At 71.7% G+C, this 18,317-nt stretch carries 16 protein-coding genes; 9 read left to right on the forward strand and 7 right to left on the reverse strand.

What is annotated here, in order from left to right:
• Positions 1 to 89: 89 nt before the first annotated feature.
• Complete coding sequence (locus ACIO3R_RS01115) at positions 90 to 1,322, forward strand: GNAT family N-acetyltransferase (RefSeq protein ID WP_402101975.1); 1,233 nt, start codon at positions 90 to 92, stop codon at positions 1,320 to 1,322.
• 68 nt (positions 1,323 to 1,390) lie between these two features.
• On the opposite strand, the gene ACIO3R_RS01120 is transcribed toward ACIO3R_RS01115, so the two are convergent.
• The gene (locus ACIO3R_RS01120) at positions 1,391 to 2,200 is read right to left on the reverse strand and encodes an Fpg/Nei family DNA glycosylase (RefSeq protein ID WP_402101977.1); all 810 of its coding nucleotides are present in this window, start codon (positions 2,198 to 2,200) and stop codon (positions 1,391 to 1,393) included.
• An 86-nt stretch (positions 2,201 to 2,286) separates the two neighbouring features.
• Positions 2,287 to 2,775 (reverse strand): ribose-5-phosphate isomerase, encoded by a 489-nt coding sequence (locus ACIO3R_RS01125; protein ID WP_363030866.1) that lies wholly within the window; start codon positions 2,773 to 2,775, stop codon positions 2,287 to 2,289.
• Positions 2,776 to 3,004: 229 nt separating this feature from the next.
• On the opposite strand from ACIO3R_RS01125, the gene ACIO3R_RS01130 reads away from it, so the two are divergent.
• On the forward strand, positions 3,005 to 4,465 hold the full coding sequence (locus ACIO3R_RS01130) for an amino acid permease (protein WP_385037860.1): 1,461 nt from the start codon (positions 3,005 to 3,007) through the stop codon (positions 4,463 to 4,465).
• An 87-nt stretch (positions 4,466 to 4,552) separates the two neighbouring features.
• A complete protein-coding gene (locus ACIO3R_RS01135; protein ID WP_402101980.1) occupies positions 4,553 to 5,875 on the forward strand; it encodes an FAD-binding oxidoreductase in 1,323 nt (440 codons plus the stop codon).
• Here the strand turns inward: ACIO3R_RS01135 and ACIO3R_RS01140 are convergent.
• Positions 5,856 to 6,452 carry a biotin transporter BioY gene (locus ACIO3R_RS01140; protein ID WP_385037854.1) on the reverse strand — a complete coding sequence of 199 codons (597 nt, stop codon included), beginning with the start codon at positions 6,450 to 6,452 and terminating at the stop codon, positions 5,856 to 5,858. The two genes, ACIO3R_RS01135 and ACIO3R_RS01140, sit on opposite strands and share 20 nt — an antisense overlap.
• A gap of 389 nt (positions 6,453 to 6,841) precedes the next feature.
• Between ACIO3R_RS01140 and ACIO3R_RS01145 the strand changes: the two genes are divergently transcribed.
• Positions 6,842 to 8,275 carry an amino acid permease gene (locus ACIO3R_RS01145; RefSeq protein WP_385037851.1) on the forward strand — a complete coding sequence of 478 codons (1,434 nt, stop codon included), beginning with the start codon at positions 6,842 to 6,844 and terminating at the stop codon, positions 8,273 to 8,275.
• 204 nt (positions 8,276 to 8,479) lie between these two features.
• The gene (locus ACIO3R_RS01150; protein ID WP_385031766.1) at positions 8,480 to 9,121 is read left to right on the forward strand and encodes a superoxide dismutase; all 642 of its coding nucleotides are present in this window, start codon (positions 8,480 to 8,482) and stop codon (positions 9,119 to 9,121) included.
• 134 nt (positions 9,122 to 9,255) lie between these two features.
• Here the strand turns inward: ACIO3R_RS01150 and ACIO3R_RS01155 are convergent, their stop codons facing one another.
• Positions 9,256 to 9,924, reverse strand: coding sequence for an O-methyltransferase (locus ACIO3R_RS01155; protein WP_402101982.1), 669 nt, complete (start codon positions 9,922 to 9,924; stop codon positions 9,256 to 9,258).
• A gap of 104 nt (positions 9,925 to 10,028) precedes the next feature.
• Between ACIO3R_RS01155 and ACIO3R_RS01160 the strand changes: the two genes are divergently transcribed.
• Both ACIO3R_RS01160 and ACIO3R_RS01165 read left to right on the forward strand, forming a co-directional pair.
• Positions 10,029 to 10,868: an MOSC domain-containing protein gene (locus ACIO3R_RS01160; protein WP_385344927.1), complete on the forward strand. Its 840-nt coding sequence runs from the start codon at positions 10,029 to 10,031 to the stop codon at positions 10,866 to 10,868.
• Positions 10,869 to 11,000: 132 nt separating this feature from the next.
• On the forward strand, positions 11,001 to 11,966 hold the full coding sequence (locus ACIO3R_RS01165) for an aldo/keto reductase (protein ID WP_402101985.1): 966 nt from the start codon (positions 11,001 to 11,003) through the stop codon (positions 11,964 to 11,966).
• A gap of 51 nt (positions 11,967 to 12,017) precedes the next feature.
• Here ACIO3R_RS01165 and ACIO3R_RS01170 read toward each other — a convergent pair whose 3' ends face one another.
• Positions 12,018 to 13,481: a pyridoxal phosphate-dependent decarboxylase family protein gene (locus tag ACIO3R_RS01170; RefSeq protein ID WP_402101986.1), complete on the reverse strand. Its 1,464-nt coding sequence runs from the start codon at positions 13,479 to 13,481 to the stop codon at positions 12,018 to 12,020.
• A 116-nt stretch (positions 13,482 to 13,597) separates the two neighbouring features.
• Positions 13,598 to 14,056: a GNAT family N-acetyltransferase gene (locus ACIO3R_RS01175; protein WP_402101988.1), complete on the reverse strand. Its 459-nt coding sequence runs from the start codon at positions 14,054 to 14,056 to the stop codon at positions 13,598 to 13,600.
• 59 nt (positions 14,057 to 14,115) lie between these two features.
• On the opposite strand from ACIO3R_RS01175, the gene ACIO3R_RS01180 reads away from it, so the two are divergent.
• Positions 14,116 to 14,649, forward strand: a complete 534-nt coding sequence (locus ACIO3R_RS01180) for a DUF4240 domain-containing protein (protein WP_402101990.1) — start codon at positions 14,116 to 14,118, stop codon at positions 14,647 to 14,649.
• 68 nt (positions 14,650 to 14,717) lie between these two features.
• Here the strand turns inward: ACIO3R_RS01180 and ACIO3R_RS01185 are convergent, their stop codons facing one another.
• The gene (locus ACIO3R_RS01185) at positions 14,718 to 15,368 is read right to left on the reverse strand and encodes a DsbA family protein (protein ID WP_385344916.1); all 651 of its coding nucleotides are present in this window, start codon (positions 15,366 to 15,368) and stop codon (positions 14,718 to 14,720) included.
• 134 nt (positions 15,369 to 15,502) lie between these two features.
• Here ACIO3R_RS01185 and pepN point away from each other — a divergent pair, with 134 nt between their 5' ends.
• Entirely contained in the window at positions 15,503 to 18,100 is a 2,598-nt protein-coding gene (pepN, locus tag ACIO3R_RS01190) for an aminopeptidase N (protein ID WP_402101993.1), read from the forward strand.
• The last annotated feature ends 217 nt before the right edge of the window (positions 18,101 to 18,317 follow it).

An 18,317-nucleotide genomic window follows, 5' to 3' on the forward strand; every position in this document is an offset into this window, starting at 1 on the left:
CCCGACGGCCTCCGGTGCAGGGGGACCCCTGTGACAATGCGTTCGAAATCGGGTCGCCCGTCCGCCGTCCCCCCTGGTAGTCATGGCATATGACTACAGAGCTCCGCGTATTGCGGCCGTCGGAATGGAACGAATGGTTCGAGTGCCTGGAGCTCGCCTTCGGAGGAGTCCCCGAGTCGCCGGAGCAGCGCGAGCTGGAGGAGGCGCTGACCGAGCACGAGCGCTCGGTCGGGATCTGGGACGGCAGCGATGTGGTCGCCACGGCAGGGGCGTTCAGCTTCCGGCTCGCCGTTCCTGGCGGGGCGCTGGTGCCGGCCGCGGGTGTGACGATGGTGAGCGTCGCGGCCACCCACCGCAGGCGTGGGCTGCTGACCTCGATGATGCGCCGCCAGCTCGACGACGTACGGGCACTGGGTGAGCCGATCGCCGTGCTCACGGCGTCGGAGCCGGTGATCTACGGCCGGTACGGGTACGGGGCGGCGACCCGCCAGATGTCCCTGGAGATCGACACGGACCGGGTGCGGCTGGACGTCCCCGAGGGTACGGACGCGATCCGGCTGCGGTACGCGAAGGGGGACGAGGCGGTCGCGGCGTGCGAGAGCGTGTACGCGCGCCTGGTGGCGGGCCGGCCCGGCACTCCGGCCCACGGTCCGGGCTGGGAGCGCAAGTCGCTCACCGATCCGGCGAGTGCGCGGCAGGGCGGTTCGGCGTTGCAGTGCCTGCTGGCCGAGCGGGACGGCGAGGTGGTGGGTTACACGACGTACTACATCAAGCCGGACTGGACCATGTCGGGACCCAGGGGCCGGGTCTCGGTGAGCGATCTGGCGGCGCTGGACCCGGCGGCGTACGCGGCGCTGTGGCGGTTCCTCTTCGGGATCGACCTGACGTCGACGGTCGAGGCGCGGAACCGGCCGGTGGACGACGCGGTGCTGCATCTGGTGTCGGACGTGCGGCGGTGCGAGGTCCGGGTCCGCGATTCGCTCCATGTGCGGCTGGTGGACGTGGGCGCGGCGCTGGAGGCGCGGAGCTACCGGGCGCCGGTGGACGTGGTGTTCGAGGTCGAGGACGCGTTCTGCCCCTGGAACGCGGGGCGTTGGCGGCTGACGGCCGACGCGAAGGGGGGCGCGTCGTGCAAGCGCACGGATGACGCGGCGGATCTGGAGCTGTCGGTACGGGAGTTGGGGACGGTGTACCTGGGCGGCGAGTCGCTGGGGTCGCTGGCCCTGGCCGGTCGGGTACGGGAGTCGCGGGCGGGGGCGGTGGCGGAGGTGTCGTCGGCATTCCTGTCCGACGTGGCGCCGTGGCTGCCCCGGGGGTTCTAGGGCCTGTATCGGGTCCGTCGGCGCCGGGCCTTGTCCTCGGTCGCCGACCGCCGGACGGGTTCGGCCGGTCAGCGGGACTGGCATCCCGGGCACCAGAAGAGGTTCCGGGCGGACAGGTCCGCCGTGCGGATCTCCGTGCCGCAGATGTGGCACGCCTGACGGGCGCGCCGGTAGACGTACACCTCGCCGCCGTGGTCGTCCACCCGCGGCGGGCGTCCCATGGCCTCGGGCAGGTGCGCGGGACGGACCGTGTCGATGCGGTTGTTGCGTACGCCCTCGCGCATCAGCTCGCCCAGGTCCGCCCAGATCGCGTCCCACTCGCGGCGGGTGAGGTCCCTGCCGGGCCGGTACGGGTCGATGCCGTGCCGGAACAGCACCTCCGCGCGGTACACGTTGCCCACGCCCGCGATGACCTTCTGGTCCAGCAGCAGGGCGGCCACGGTGATCCGGCTCCGGGAGATCCGCAGCCACGCGCGCTCGCCGTCCTCGTCGGAGCGCAGCGGGTCGGGCCCGAGACGGTCGTGTATCGCCTGCTTCTCCGCGTCGGTGACCAGGGCGCAGGTGGTGGGGCCGCGCAGATCCGCGTGGTGCTCCTCGGTCAGCAGGCGGAGCCGGACCGTGTCGGTGGGCGGCGGGGCCGGGGCCGTGCCGAATCCGAGCTTGCCGAACAGGCCGAGGTGGATATGGACCCAGCCGGTTCCCTCGAAGCCGAGGAAGAGGTGCTTGCCGTGCGCGTCCACCTCGCCGAGCACCCGGCCGTCGAGCAGGGCGGCGCTGTCGGAGAACTTGCCCTGCGGGCTGCTCACCCGCACCGGCCGGCCGGCGAACCTGTCCCGGTGGTCCGCCGCGAGGCGGTGGATCGTGTGTCCCTCGGGCACGGCGGCTCTCCTGGTCGGGGCGGTGGGGTGCGGACATGGCTGTGCCGCCGGGGGCGCCGGCGGCACAGCGGGAGGGTGTGAGGCGGTCAGCCCTGCTGCGGGTGGTGGGCCGGGACCGGGGGGAGCTCGCCGGTGTTCTCGTACGCCGTGAGCATCGCGATGCGGCGGCTGTGCCGCTCCTCGCCGGAGTACGGGGTGGTGAGGAAGATCTCGACGAACTTCGTGCACTCCTCCTCGGTGTGCATCCGGCCGCCGATGGAGATCACGTTGGCGTCGTTGTGCTCGCGGCCCAGCGCGGCGGTCTGCTCGCTCCAGGCGAGTGCGGCGCGGACGCCCTTGACCTTGTTCGCGGCCATCTGCTCGCCGTTGCCGGAGCCGCCGATGACGATCCCGAGGCTGTCCGGGTCCGCGGCCGTCTTCTCGGCGGCACGCAGGCAGAACGGCGGATAGTCGTCCTGGGCGTCGTAGATGTGGGGACCACAGTCGACGGCCTCGTGGCCTTGGGCCTTGAGCCACTCGACGAGGTGGTTCTTGAGTTCGAAACCGGCATGGTCGGAGCCGAGGTACACGCGCATGGGAGGAGTGTGACACGAGCTTCGCCGGGTAACCGACGACGGGGTGCGGTGTGGCCCTGATGTGCGGACCCTGTGTGCGCGCAGCCACTGAAGCGATGATCGTGTCAACGATGCGGATGTGGGGGTTCCGCTTTCAGGGTTCACCGGGCTTGAATGCAACGCTCGCCGCTCACCACCGTGCCGCGGCGGGCGCGCAACCGAGTGATCCGAAAACGTAAGGATTCGATCCATGACGTCGCAGACGACTCTGGCCGGACCGGGCCAGCAGCCGGAGGGGCCGGACCCTTCGGACGGCAAGGGCCCCGAGGGCGGGCTCCAGGCCGGTCTCAAGAACCGTCACCTCTCGATGATCGCGATCGGCGGGGTGATCGGCGCGGGCCTCTTCGTGGGTTCGAGCGCGGGCATCGCCGCCGCCGGACCGGCCATCCTGCTGTCGTACGCGCTGGTCGGCCTGATGGTCGTGTTCGTGATGCGGATGCTCGGCGAGATGGCCGCCGCCCGTCCGGCGTCGGGCTCCTTCTCCGCCTACGCCGACCAGGCGCTGGGCCGCTGGGCCGGTTTCTCGATCGGCTGGCTCTACTGGTTCTTCTGGGTCGTGGTGCTCGCCGTCGAGGCCACGGCGGGTGCCAAGATCCTGGAGAACTGGGTGCCGGGCGTCCCGCAGTGGGCCTGGGCGCTGATCGTGATGCTGGTGCTGACCGCGACGAACCTGGTCTCGGTCGGTTCGTACGGCGAGTTCGAGTTCTGGTTCGCCGGGATCAAGGTGGTGGCGATCGGCGCCTTCGTGATCGTCGGCCTGCTCGCCGTCTTCGGCGTACTGCCGGGGTCGGACAACGCCGGCTCGGGGCTGGCCCATCTCACCGACGCCGGCGGTTTCTTCCCCAAGGGGCCGGGCGCCATCCTCACCGGGGTGCTGATGGTGGTCTTCTCCTTCATGGGCAGTGAGATCGTGACGCTGGCGGCCGGCGAGTCGGAGAACCCGCAGCGCGCCGTCCAGAAGGCCACCAACAGCGTCATCTGGCGGATCGCGGTCTTCTACCTGGGCTCGATCTTCGTCGTGCTGACCCTGCTGCCGTGGAACGACGCCTCGATCATGGAGAAGGGCAGCTACGTCGCCGCGCTCGACTCGATCGGCATCCCGCACGCCGGCCAGGTGATGGACGTCATCGTGCTGACGGCCGTGCTGTCCTGCCTCAACTCCGGCCTCTACACGGCCTCCCGGATGGCCTTCTCGCTCGGCGGCCGCGGTGACGCCCCGAAGGCGTTCGCCCGGACCAACAAGCGGGGTGTGCCGCAGGCGGCCATCCTGTCGTCGGTCGTCTTCGGGTTCGTCGCCGTCTTCTTCAACTACCAGTGGCCGGACACCGTCTTCGCGTTCCTGCTGAACTCCTCGGGCGCGGTCGCCCTGTTCGTCTGGCTGGTCATCTGCTTCACCCAGCTGCGGATGCGCGGCATCATCCTGCGCGAGTCGCCCGAGAAGCTGGTCGTACGGATGTGGCTCTTCCCGTATCTGACCTGGGCGACCATCGCGATGATCTCGTTCGTGCTGGTCTACATGCTGACCGATGACGCGGGCCGCGAGCAGGTGCTGCTCTCGCTGCTGGTCGCGGTCCTGGTGGTGGCCTTCTCCCTGGTGCGTGAGGCGCGCCGGCGCCGCGCGGAGGCCCCGGCGGAGACCGTCGACAACTGATCACCCATACCTGACGGCCCCTGTCAGGTATACCGGGGAGGCTCTCCTTCGTCAGCCCATCGAGCGAGCGACCGGAGAGCCTCCCCCATGACTGCCGACCCCGCCGGATCCGTGAACGACTTCCCGGCCGGCTTCCAGACCGGCTTCCCGATCCGCCCGGACCTCGTCGTCGAGGCCGTCGGGCCCGACGACGTACGTGACGCCGTCGCACGCGCCGCCGCGGACGGGCTCCGGGTCGCCGTCCACGCCACCGGGCACGGGCTGCCGGGCGCCGTCGACGGCGGGGTCCTGATCAGTACCGCCCGGATGGACTCCGTACGGATCGACCCGGTGCGCCGCACCGCCGCCGTCGGGGCGGGCACCACCTGGGGGCAGGTGATCGAGGCGGCGGCGCCGCACGGGCTCGCCCCGCTGAACGGCTCCGCCCCCGGAGTGGGCGCCGTCTCCTACACGCTGGGCGGCGGGCTGGGCATCCTGGCCCGGGAGTTCGGGTACGCCGCCGACCGGGTGCGCTCACTCGACGTGGTGACGGGCGACGGGGTGCGGCGCCATGTCAGCCCCGAGGACGAGCCCGAGCTGTTCTGGGGGCTGCGCGGCGGCGGGCACCGGCTGGGCGTGGTGACGGGGCTGGAGACCGGCCTCGTCCCGGTGGCCCGGCTGTACGGCGGCTCGCTCGCCTTCGACGGGGACGGGGAGGCCGGCGCGCGGGTGCTCCGGCGCTGGCTGGAGTGGACCAGGACCGTGCCCGACGCGCTGACGTCGTCGCTGTCCGCGCTCGGGTACCCGGACGTGCCGCAGATGCCGGAGGCGATGCGGGGCCGGTACGTCATCTCCGTGCGCGTCGCGTACACCGGCAGTGCGGCCGAAGGCGAACGCCTCGTCGCGCCGCTGCGGGCGATCGGGCCCGCGTCGGCGGACTCGCTGCGGGAGATGCCGTACGCCGACAGCCCCACCATCCACAACGATCCGCCGTTCCCGCACGCGTACTACGGGGACGGGCTGATGCTGAGCGGGCTGGACGCCGGGCGCGCGCTGCGGGTGCTGGAGCTGACCGGCCGGAAGGCCCCGATGATGACGGTGGTCCAGCTCAACCACCTGGGCGGCGCGCTGGCCACCGGCCCGGCGGCGGAGAACGCGGTGCCGTTCCGCGAGGCCGGATTCCTGTTGCGGCTGCTGTCACCGCTCGACGGTACGGACGTGGCCTCCGTCCGGGCCCTGTACGAGGAGGTGGGCGCCGTCGTCGCGCCGCTCGCCCTGGGCCGTTCGCTGAACTTCTCCTTCGGCGGCGGGGACCGCACCGGCGGCTTCCACGACGCGCGGACACAGAAGAGGCTCGCCGGTCTGGTGTCGCGGTACGACCCGGCGAGCCTCTTCGGAGGGAGTTACGGCATCAGCCGCGACGGCCGATGAGCTTCCAGGACGCGGGCAGCGCGCCCATCGCGAGCGCCGCCTTGAGCGCGTCGCCGAGCAGGAACGGCGTCAGGCCGGCCGCGATCGCGGCGCTCGCCGACATGCCGGTGGACAGCGCCAGATAGGGCACGCCGACCGCGTAGATGAGCGCGGAACCGAGCACCATGGTGCCCGCCGTCCGCAGCACGGAGCGGTCGCCGCCGCGGCGGGCGAGGCCGCCGACCACGGTCGCGGCGAGCAGCATCCCGAGCACGTAGCCGAACGAGGCACCGCCCGGACCGGAGCTGCCGGCCGAGAACCACGGCATGCCCGCCATGCCGACGAGCGCGTACACGGCGAGGGCGAGGAAGCCGCGGCGGGCGCCGAGCGCGGTGCCGACCAGGAGCGCGGCGAAGGTCTGGCCGGTGACCGGGACCGGGGAGCCGGGGACCGGCACGGCGATCTGGGCGGCTATGCCGGTGAGCGCGGCGCCGCCGAGCACCAGGGCGGTGTCCACGGCGTAACGGTGCCGGGCGGCGGGCAGCAGGTCGGCGAGGACCGCTCCGGTGCGGACGGGGGCGGCGGCAGCAATGCTCATCGGGACTCCGCGAGGTGAGGGCAGGTGGGGACAGGGCTGAGCCCGACGCTATCCGACCGGCCATGCCCGATCACCATCAGCGGCCCACAAAGGGGTGGTTGAGGGATTGGTGGGATTCGCACAAAGTGCGGCACACAATCATCCCTGGACGTGATGCTCATCACGGAGGTGGGAGCGGATCAACTCCCGGTGGACCAGGAAGGGCGCGGGGAGTCGACTGTTGACTCCCTCCAAACGGCCGGCCCGTGCCGGAGACCCGCTCCACGGAGCGGGGTGTGCGCCCTGTGTGAGCATGGTGCCCGTACAGCGGACATCCGTTCCACCTGAACGGTGCCCGCGTCCAGACTGGAACACGTCCCCCCACCTCACCGAACGAACAGAGTTCGTCCATGCCTCGGACCTCCGTGCCTCCCCCCACCGGCACCCCGGCCACCACCTCCGACCACGGGGCCGACTCGGCCCTCACCCACGGACTCAAGCAGCGCCACCTCTCGATGATCGCCCTCGGCGGTGTCATCGGCGCCGGGCTGTTCGTCGGCTCCGGCGCGGGAATCGCCGCGGCCGGCCCCTCGATCGTCATCGCGTACGCCTGCTCCGGACTGCTGGTCATGCTCGTGATGCGGATGCTCGGCGAGATGTCGGCGGCCAATCCGGCGTCCGGCTCCTTCTCCGTGCACGCCGAGCGGGCGATCGGGCCGTGGGCGGGGTTCACGGCGGGCTGGGCGTTCTGGGTGCTGCTCTGTGTCGCCGTGGGCCTCGAAGGGATCGGTGCGGCGAAGATCGTCACCGGCTGGCTGCCCGGAACTCCGGAGTGGGCCTGGGTGGCGCTGTTCATGGTGGTGTTCCTGGGGACGAACCTGGCCTCGGTGACGAAGTTCGGCGAGTTCGAGTTCTGGTTCGCCGCGCTCAAGGTCGTCGCGATCACGCTGTTCCTGGTGCTCGGCGTGCTGGCGATCCTCGGCGTGCTCCCGGACACGGACGCCCCCGGCACCGCCAACCTCAGTGGCGAGGGCGGCTTCATGCCGAACGGCTCCGAGGGGCTGGTCATCGGGCTGCTCGCCTCCGTCTTCGCGTACGGCGGTCTGGAGACCGTGACCATCGCCGCGGCCGAGTCCGAGAACCCGGTGCGCGGGGTCGCGAAGGCCGTGCGGACGGCGATGTGGCGGATCGCGCTCTTCTACGTCGGCTCGATGGCGGTCATCGTCACGCTGGTCCCGTGGGACGACCCGGAGGTCGTGGGGGTCGGCCCCTTCTACGCGGCCCTGGACCACCTCGGCATCAGCGGCGCCGCCGAGATCATGAACGTGGTCATCCTGGTGGCGCTGCTCTCCGCGATGAACGCCAACATCTACGGCGCCTCGCGCATGGCCTGCTCCCTGGTCGCCCGCGGCCAGGGCCCGAAGCGGCTCGGCAGGGTCTCGTCCGGCGTGCCGCGCCGCGCGGTCCTGGTCTCGTCGGTGTTCGGCTTCCTGTGCGTGCTGCTGAGCTACTGGCGCCCGGACGACGTCTTCCCCTGGCTGCTCAACATGACCGGCGCGGTGATCCTGGTCGTCTGGATCTTCATCGCCGTCTCCCAGCTGATCCTGCGCGCCCGGCTGGAGCGCGAGGAGCCGCAGAAACTGGTGGTCCGGATGTGGCTGTTCCCGGGCTTGACCGTGGTGGCCCTGGCGGGCATGGCCGGCATCTTCTTCCTGATGCTCCGCCAGCCCGACACCCGTGACCAGCTACTGGCGACGGGCGGGCTGACTGCGGTCCTGATCGCCATCGGCGTCGTGCGCCAGCGGCGCTCCGCGGCCCCGCCCCCGGGAGCCGCGGACGCGTGACCCCGGTACACGAAAACGCCGGGCGGGCCGGATCACTCCGGCCCGCCCGGCGTTTTCCGTATGCCGGAGCGTGCGCCGGAATCGGCCGCGGGAGACCCGGGTCCTACGCCGAAGGGCTGACCTCCCCTCAGCCACTGCTGCTGTTAGCCTGCTCTTGCATATAGGTTGCAATAACAACAGGACAGCAGCTGGAGGGTTCGAACCATGGCCACGTACACGCTCCCGGAACTCCCGTACGACTACGCGGCGCTCGAACCGGTCATCAATCCGCAGATCGTCGAGCTCCACCACGACAAGCACCACGCCGCGTACGTGAAGGGCGCGAACGACACCCTGGAGCAGCTGGAGGAGGCGCGCGACAAGGAGGCCTGGGGAGCGATCAACGGGCTCCAGAAGAACCTCGCGTTCCACCTCTCCGGCCACATCCTGCACTCGATCTACTGGCACAACATGACCGGCGACGGCGGCGGCGAGCCGCTGGCCGCGGACGGTGTCGGCGGCCTCGCGGACGCGATCACCGAATCCTTCGGCTCCTTCGCGGGCTTCAAGTCCCAGCTGACGAAGGCCGCGGCCACCACGCAGGGCTCCGGCTGGGGCGTCCTCGCGTACGAGCCGGTCAGCGGCAGGCTGATCGTCGAGCAGGTCTACGACCACCAGGGCAACGTGGGCCAGGGCTCGGTCCCGGTCCTCGTCTTCGACGCCTGGGAGCACGCCTTCTACCTTCAGTACAAGAACCAGAAGGTCGACTTCATCGAGGCGATGTGGCGCGTCGTCAACTGGCAGGACGTGGCGAAGCGGTACGCGGCCGCCAAGGAGCGCGCGAACGTACTGCTGCTCGCCCCCTGACCGAGGAGCGCCGTGAACGTCCTGCCTCGTGATCGTCTTCTCAGCCTTCGCCGGGCAGGCGGATGAACGAAGGGCCCCCGCGAGGACATGACTCGCGGGGGCCCTTCCATGCCCGCGCACCGGGCCGGCGCCGCCTACTCGGTGACCAGCGCCATCAGCAGCCCGTCGTACCCCTTGCTGCCGACGGTCTGCAGAGCGGTCGCGGTCAGGGTCGGCTCGGCCGCGACGAGTTCGGTGAACCGGCGCACCCCCCGCACCTTCGGGTCCTGGCTCCCGGCGTCGGCCACCTCGCCGTCGCGCACGACGTTGTCGGCGACGATCAGGCTCCCGGGCCGGGTCAGCTTCAGCGACCAGGCCAGGTACTCGGGGTTGCTCGGCTTGTCGGCGTCGATGAAGACGACGTCGAACGGCCCGTACCCCTGCTCCGCGAGCCCCGGCAGCGTGTCGAGGGCCGGGCCGACCCGGATCTCCACGACATCCGCCAGGCCGGCGCGCTCGATGTTCCGGCGCGCCACCTCGGCGCACTCCGGATCGGCTTCGAGCGTGACGACCCTGCCGCCCGCGGGCAGCGCGCGGGCCAGCCAGATGGTGCTGTACCCGCCCAGGGTGCCGATCTCCAGAACCGTGCGCGCCCCCTGGAGCCGGGCCAGCAGATGCAGCAGCTTCCCCTGGTTGGCCGCGACCTGGATCGCCGGCAGCCCGGCCCTGTCACTGGCCTCCACGGCCGCTTCCAGGGCATCGTCCGGGCCCAGCAGCAGAGCGTTGAAGTAGTCGTCGACCTCGGCCCACCGCGCCTGCGTCATGGCATGTTCCCCTCTCGGCACCGATTGAGTTCCTTAAAGGAACTTACCTGATACGAGGTAAATGGGATGATGGCGGCCTCAGCGTATTCTCCGGAGAGGACATCATGACGATCACCGTGCGAGAGCTGGTGTACTACCCGGTCAAGGGCTGTGCGGGGACCTCCGCCGACTCCGCGCGGGTCATCGGGACCGGCCTCGAACACGACCGGACCTTCATGGTGGTGGACGCCGCGGAGGGCGCCTTCCGCAGTCAGCGCACACACCCCGCGATGGCCGCGGTCAAGGTCGGGATCCTGCGGTCCGGGGCGGTGCTGGCGCTCTCCGCCGAGGGCGTCGAACCCCTGCGCCTGGACGTCGCCCCGGACGGCCCGCGCCGCGACGTCAGCATGTTCGACCGCCCCCTCGGCGCGGCCGTCGACCAGGGGGACGCGGTCGCCGAATGGTTCTCCGACGTGCTGGGCGCCAAGTCCCGCCTGGTGCGGGCCGTCCCCGGCTTCGACCGGGACGGCTGGGGCGACACCCCCGGCAAGGTCAACTTCGCGGACGCGCACGCGGTGCTCGTGACCTCGACGGCCTCCCTGGACGACCTGAACGCCCGGATCGCCGCGCGGGGCGACGCCGACGCCGTCCCGATGGACCGCTTCCGCCCCAACATCGTCCTGACCGGCAAGGACGAACCGCACTTCGAGGACCGGGTGCGCCGGATGACCCTGGGCTCCGTCGAGCTCGCCCACTCGGTACGGGCGACGCGGTGCAGCGTCCCGCTCGTCGACCAGCTCACCGGCCTCCGCAGGGGTCCGGAACCGGTCAGGACCCTGGCGACGTACCGGCGCGAGGCGGAGTACGGGAACCGGGTCAGTTTCGGCGTGAAGAACGCGGTGGTCCGCGAGGGCGTGGTGAGCGTCGGCGACCCGGTCACGGTCCAGGGCCTGGTCGGCCGGTGAGCGCGCCCGCCCCCTCGGCCGGTGCGCCGAAAACCACCTGACCCCGGCGCGCGCGTCACCTATCGTCAACGTCATTTGCCGGTGCGTAGCCTGATGCGCCGCCGGCCGGGGACGATGACGTGGAGGTTGATTGTGCGCTACCGCGAGCTGGGACGCAGTGGACTGCGGGTGTCCGAGATCGGCTACGGCGCGTGGGGCATCGGCGAGTCCAGCTGGGTGGGCGCGACGGAGGACGAATCCGTGCGCGCCCTCCACCGGGCCGTCGACCTCGGCGTGAACTTCATCGACACGGCGCGCGGCTACGGCGAGAGCGAGCGCATCGTCGGTCGGGTCGTGCGGGAGCGGACCGGTGACGACGTACTGGTCGCGACCAAGGTGCCGCCGAAGAACGGGGTGTGGCCCCCGGCGGACGGCACGGACCCGGCGGAGGCGTTCCCGGGCGAGTACATCCGGACGAGCCTGGAGACCAGTCTGCGCGCCTCCGGCCTGGACCACTTCGACGTGCTCCAGTTCCACGTCTGGCACGACGAGTGGGTGGGGCGCGGGGACTGGCTGGAGACGGTCGCCGAGCTGAAGCGCGAGGGGAAGATCCGCCTGTTCGGGGTCTCGGTCAACGACCACCGGCCCGAGAGCGCGCTCGCGCTGGTCCGCAGCGGCGCGGTGGACAGCGTCCAGGTCATCTACAACGTGTTCGACCAGTCACCGGCCGACGAACTGCTGCCGGCCTGCGAGGAGCACGGCGTCGGGGTCATCGTCCGGGTCGCCCTGGACGAGGGCGGGCTGACCGGCCGGATCACCGCCGGCACGACGTTCCCCGAGGGCGACTGGCGCAACCGCTACTTCCGTGACGACCGCCCGGCCCAGGTCGAGCGGCGGGTGGCGGCGATCGTCGCGGACCTGGGCATCGGGCCGGACGCCGTGGCGGAGCACGCGCTGCGGTTCGTACTGAGTTCGCCCGCGGTCTCCACCGTCATCCCCGGAATGCGCAGCGTGCGCAACGTGGAGCGGAACACCGCGCTGAGCGACGGGCGCCCGCTCACCGCGGACCAGCTCGGTGTGCTGGCCGGGCACCGGTGGGAGCGGAACTTCTACGCCTGAGCCGTCCGGCCGGTCCCGGCGTTCCGGATTCCGGTGTTCCGGATCCGCCCGTCAGATCCGGAACACCGACCCCACGAACTCCGCGAGCAGCCGTTCCTTCAGCGGGCCGGGCAGGGCGTCCAGCAGGATCAGGACCGGGGCCATCCGGGCGGGCAGGCCGCCGTCGCCGGTGAGGCCCGCGAAGGCCAGGACCGCTTCGATCTCGTCCGGGCCGAGCCTCGACGGGTCCAGCCCGGCGGCCAGTTCGGCGAGGGCGGGGTCCACCTCGACCGGGGGCAGGGCGCGGGCCGCGTCCAGTGCCGTGTGGAGGTCGGTGAGCAGGGCGTCCACCTGGCCGACCGTGGCCGGGGTCAGGGTGAGGTGGAGGTTGGGCGGCAGTCCGTCGAAGGAGAGCTGCGGCTGGAGGTACCAGCCTCGCTCGCGCATCTCGTCCGCGAGGTGCAGCAGCAGGCTCAGTCCGGGCTCGCCGTCCGGCCCGTCCACGACCGTGAAGGCGACGAGCCCCGCAGAGGGGTCGCCGAGCACCCGTACGTCCGCCGTCGCGCGCAGCCCCGCGAGCAGCCGGCCCGACGCCTCGGCGACCCGGGCGGCCAGTGCGGTGTAGCCGTCCTCGCCGACGTACCGGAGGACCGCCCACGCCTGGGCCAGCAGCCCCGCCGACTTGGTGCCCTGGACGGTCGGGTTGACGACCGGGTAGCCGGGCCAGCCCGCGTGGGCGAAGTACTGGTGGCGGCGGAGTCCGGCGTCCCGGTAGAGCACCACGGAGGCGCCCTTGTCCGCGTAGCCGTACTTGTGCAGGTCCACGGAGAGCGAGGTGACGCCGGGGACGGAGAGGTCGAACGGCGGTATCTCCTGTCCCGCGCGCCGCAGATGGGGCAGCAGCCAGCCGCCGATGCAGGCGTCCACATGGCACAGGACGCCCCGTTCCGCCGCGGCCGCGGCGATCTCGGGGACCGGGTCGATCACGCCGTGGGCGTACGAGGGTGCCGAGGCGACCACGAGAGCGGTGCGCGGGGTGATCGCGGCGGCCACGGCGGTGGCGTCGGCCCGGTACGTCGAGCGGTCCACGGGCACCACGACGGGTTCCAGGCCCAGGTAGGCGGCGGCCTTGTGGAAGGCCGCGTGGGCGGTGGACGGCAGGACCAACTGGGGCTCGGTCACACCGCGTTCGGCTTTCGCGTGGTCACGGGCGGTCTTCACCGCCAGCAGGATCGACTCCGTACCGCCGCTGGTGAACGTGCCCTGCGCGCCGGGCCCGCCGAGCAGCGCGGCCGCCGCGCCCACCACGTCGTTCTCCAGCCGGGCGACGCTCGGGAAGACCGTGGGGTCCAGGCCGTTGACGGTCGCGTACGCCGAGTACGCGGCGGCCGCCAGCTCGTCGAGGCCCTCCAGCCCCGCGTCGTAGACGTAGGCGAAGGTCCGGCCGCCCCGGGTGGGGGCGTCGGCGCCGCGCAGGGCGCCGAGTTCGGCGAGTACGTCGGCGGCGGGGACGGCGGGTGCGGGCTCGTTCGGCATGGCGGGCTCTTCCTGGGAGGTGGAGCGGGGTCAGTCCGGTTCCGGAGTCACGTCCGTACGGACGTCGGCTGCCATGCCGCCGATCATGAACGAGAGTTCGAGCCCCCGGCAAGGGCTCAGCGCGACGTGAGGGTGAACTCCAGCAGTGGCAGCTCGCGGCCCGGGACCGAGCCGGACGGTGTCACTCCGACGCGGACCGCGCCCATGCCGAGGTAGAACCCCTCTGCGTTCGGATCGGCGTCGATCGTGAAGCGTGCGAGGCCGATCCGCCCGGCCTCCTCGACGACGTGTCCGAAGAGCAGGCGGCCCACCCCGCGCCCCAGCGCGTCCGGTTCGGCGAACATCATGCCGAGCACGCCGACGGGCGGATTCCCCTCCAGGGTGGTGAAGCCGAGGACCCGGCCGTCCTCCTCCGCGACCGCGGTCCGGCGGGGGCCGATGTCGGCGGGAACCATGGTCAGTTCGTCGCGGCAGGCGGCGATGAACGCCTCGTCGTAACCCCAGTGCGCCTTGGAGCGCAGGGCGAGCGCGGTCAGTTCCGCGGCCTCCGACGGGCGTCCGGGACGGACCCTCATACGGTTCTCCGTTCGCTCGGCGGGTGCGCTGTCAGACCCCTCCGGCATGCTTCACCTCCATGGACACCAAGGACTTCTGGAAGCTGATCGACGACGCCCGCGCCCTGGTCACGGACCCGGCGGACACGGAGGCCGTGGCCGAGCGGATCTCGGACCTGCTCGCCCAACGGCCGGCGCACGGCATCGTCGCCGCTCAGCAACTGCTGTGGGGTCTGATGGCCGCCTCCTACCGGGCCCCGCTCTGGGCCGCGGCGTACACGATAAACGGCGGATGCTCCGACGACGGGTTCGACTACTTCCGGGGCTGGCTGATCGGCCAGGGCCGTGACGTGTTCGAGCGGGTGGTCGCGGATCCGGACACGCTGGCGGAGCTGCCGTCGGTCAAGGAGGTCGCGGCCGATTTCGAGGAGCTGGAGTGCGAGCGGATGCTCGGGGTCGCGTGGGCCGCGTACCGCCGGGTGACGGGCGAGGAGCTGCCCCCGGGCTCGTTCACGGTCGAGTTCCCCGCCCTGGACCCGGAGTGGGACTTCGACTTCGACGACGAGGAGGAGATGGCGGGGCGGCTGCCGAAGCTGGACGCGCTGTACGGGTGAGGACGCGCCGTCCGGGTGGGACAGCAGGGTGCGGGCTCCGTGACGCACGGTGCCCGCACCCCCGGGGATCAGCTGAAGTCGGGCCCGGCCGTCCGGGTCCGCTTGATCTCGTAGAAGCCGGGGATCGACGCGACCAGCAGCGTGCCGTCCCACAGCTTCGCCGCCTCCTCACCCTTCGGGGCGGGGGTGACGACCGGGCCGAAGAAGGCGATCTGCTCGCCGTCGGAGCCGGGCACGGCGATGACCGGGGTGCCGACGTCCTGGCCGACCTTGTCGATGCCCTCCTTGTGGGAGGCGCGCAGCTCGGTGTCGTACGCGTCGGAGTCCGCGTGGTCCGCGAGCTCGGCGGGCAGGCCGACGTCTTCCAGGGCGCCCACGATCGCCTCGCGGGTCGGGCCCTCGCCCTGGTTGTGGAAGCGGGTGCCGAGCGCCGTGTAGAGGGGGCCGACGACGTCGTCGCCGTGCTTCTGCTGGGCGGCGATCACCACGCGGACCGGGCCCCAGGCCTTGTTCTCCAGGAGGTCGCGGTACTCCTCGGGCAGTTCGTCGATCCGGTCCTCGTTGAGTACGGCCAGGCTCATCACGTGCCAGCGGACCTCGACGTCGCGGACCTTCTCCACCTCCAGCATCCAGCGGGAGGTCATCCAGGCCCAGGGGCAGAGCGGGTCGAACCAGAAATCGGCGGGGATCTTGCGGGTTGCCGTGCTGTTCTCAGACATGTCTCTCCTCAGGCGGACCGATCTCCATCTGTGCGCGAGAACACCGCGGGACGCTCCGGCCATTCCCGCATGCCGGGGCGGGAAGCGGCATGGGAGGATCAAAGTATTCGAACGTGACACAAAGGAGTGTGCTCGTGCCCGGTGAAAACCTGTCCCGCGACGAGGCCCGCGAGCGGGCCGAGCTGCTGACCGTCGACGGTTACGACGTCGAGCTCGACGTCCGCTCCGCCGTCGGTGAGCCCGACGGGGACGGCGGCCCGGCCTCCGGTCCGCGGACATTCCGCTCGGTGACCACGATCCGGTTCCGCACGGCGCGCGCCGGTGCGTCGACCTTCGCCGACCTGATCGCGCCGGCCGTGGACGCGGTGACGCTGAACGGCACGGCGCTGGACCCGGCGGCCGTCTTCGACGGGAACCGGGTGGCGCTGACGGACCTGCCGGAGGGCGACCACGTCCTGGTGGTGGACGCGCGGTGCGCCTACAGCCGGACCGGCGAGGGGATGCACCGCTTCGTCGACCCGGAGGACGGCGAGGTCTACCTCTACACGCAGTACGAGCCGGCGGACTCGCGGCGCGTCTTCGCCAACTTCGAGCAGCCCGATCTCAAGGCGCCCTTCCGCTTCCGGGTGACGGCGCCGGAGGCGTGGACGGTCTGGAGCAACGGGGCCGAGGAGTCGCGGGAGGGCGGGGTCTGGCGGTTCGCCGAGACGAAGCCGATCTCGACGTACATCACGGCGGTCGTGGCCGGCCCGTACCACTACGTGACCGACTCCTACACCCGTACCTTCGACGACGGCACGAAGCTGGAGATCCCGCTCGGCGCGCTGTGCCGCAAGGGGCTCGCCCGGCACTTCGACGCCGACGACGTCTTCCTGATCACCAAGCAGGGCCTGGACTTCTTCCACGACAACTTCGACTACCCGTACCCGTTCGGGAAGTACGACCAGGCGTTCGTGCCCGAGTACAACCTCGGCGCGATGGAGAACCCGGGCTGTGTCACGTTCCGCGAGGAGTACATCTTCCGCGGGAAGGTGACGCAGGCGGCGTACGAGGGCCGGGCCAACGTCATCCTGCACGAGATGGCGCACATGTGGTTCGGCGACCTCGTCACCATGCAGTGGTGGGACGACCTGTGGCTCAAGGAGTCGTTCGCCGACTTCATGGGGGTCTTCGCCATGGTGGAGTCGACCCGGTTCAAGGACGGCTGGATCACCTTCGCGAACAACCGCAAGTCCTGGGCCTACCGCGCCGACCAGCTGCCGTCCACCCACCCGATCACGGCCGACATCCGTGACCTGGAGGACGCCAAGCTGAACTTCGACGGCATCACCTACGCCAAGGGCGCCTCGGTGCTCAAGCAGCTGGTGGCCTACGTCGGACGGGACGCGTTCCTGGAGGGCGCCCGGCGCTACTTCAAGAAGCACGCGTACGGCAACACCCAGCTGGGCGACCTGCTGTCGGTGCTGGCCGAGACGTCCGGGCGGGACATGACCGGCTGGTCGCGCTCCTGGCTGCAGACCGCGGGCGTCAACTCGCTCACCCCGCTGGTGACGTACGACGCCGCGGACCGGATCACCGAGCTCGCCGTCCTCCAGGAGGCGGCCGACTCGCACCCGGAGCTGCGCCCGCACCGCGTCGCGGTCGGTCTGTACCGGCGCGACACGGACGGCGCCCTGGTGCGTTACGCGCGGGCCGAGGTCGACGTGGCGGGGCCGCGCACCGTGATCGCGGAGCTGGCCGGGGCCGGGCGTCCCGAGCTGATCCTCGTCAACGACGACGACCTGACGTACTGCAAGGTCCGCTTCGACGAGGTGTCGCTGACCACGCTCCGCTCGCACCTCGGTGACATCACGGACCCGCTCGCGCGGGCGCTGTGCTGGTCCGCGCTGTGGAACCTGACCCGGGACGGGCTGATGCCGGCCCGCGACTTCCTCTCGCTGGTGCTGGACTTCTCCGGCCGCGAGACGGACATCGGCGTCCTGCAGATGCTGCACGCCTGGACCCGGACCGCGCTGGTGCACTACGCGGCGCCCGGGTGGCGCGAGGAGGGCGGCCGGGCGCTGGCCGAGGGCGCGCTGCGCGAGCTGCGGCTCGCGGTGCCGGGCAGTGAGCACCAGCTGGCCTGGGCCCGGTTCTTCGCGGCGGTCGCCGCGTCGGACACGGACTTCCAGCTGCTGTCCGGGCTGCTCGGCGCGACGGCCAGGATCGACGGGCTCGACGTCGACCAGGAGCTCCGCTGGGCGTTCCTGTCCCCGCTGGCCTCGCACGGGCTGGCCGACGAGTCGGTGATCGGTGCCGAGCTGGCCCGCGACGACACGGCGTCCGGCAAGCGCCACCAGGTGCGGTGCCTGGCCTCGCGGCCGTCGGCCGCGGTCAAGGCGCAGGCCTGGGCGGGTGTCGTGGAGTCGGACGCGCTGTCCAACGCGCTGGTGGAGGCCACCATCCTGGGCTTCGCGCAGCCGTCGCAGCGGGAGCTGCTGGCGCCCTACGCGGCCCGGTACTTCGAGGTGATCGAGCGGGTGTGGGCCGAGCGGTCGATCCAGATCGGGATGGCCGTGGTGAAGGGCCTGTTCCCGGCGCTCCAGGACGATCCCTCGACGCTGGACGCGACGGACGCGTGGCTGGCGGCGCACGCGGACGCGGCGCCCGCGCTGCGGCGGCTGGTGCTGGAGGCCCGGGACGACCTCGCCCGGGGGCTGCGGGCGCAGGAGTGCGACGCCGCGACGGCCTGACGGTTCCCCGGCCCGTCCGGCGAGGGGTTCGCACCCCCGCCGCCGGACGGGCGGAGGAGCGCGGGAGGGGCGCCCGGCGGGGGCGGGCGCGCCCCCGCGGACGGTTCGCAATCCCTGCCGGGACGGGCCTTTTCGACTGCCGAACGCCCGTACTTCTGGACGGCGTTGTCCTGGAATGTCGACGGGCCTGTAACAGGGGTTACGGCCCCGGCGGCGC

The organism is Streptomyces sp. NPDC087428 (genome assembly GCF_044744085.1).
Taxonomy (GTDB): domain Bacteria; phylum Actinomycetota; class Actinomycetes; order Streptomycetales; family Streptomycetaceae; genus Streptomyces.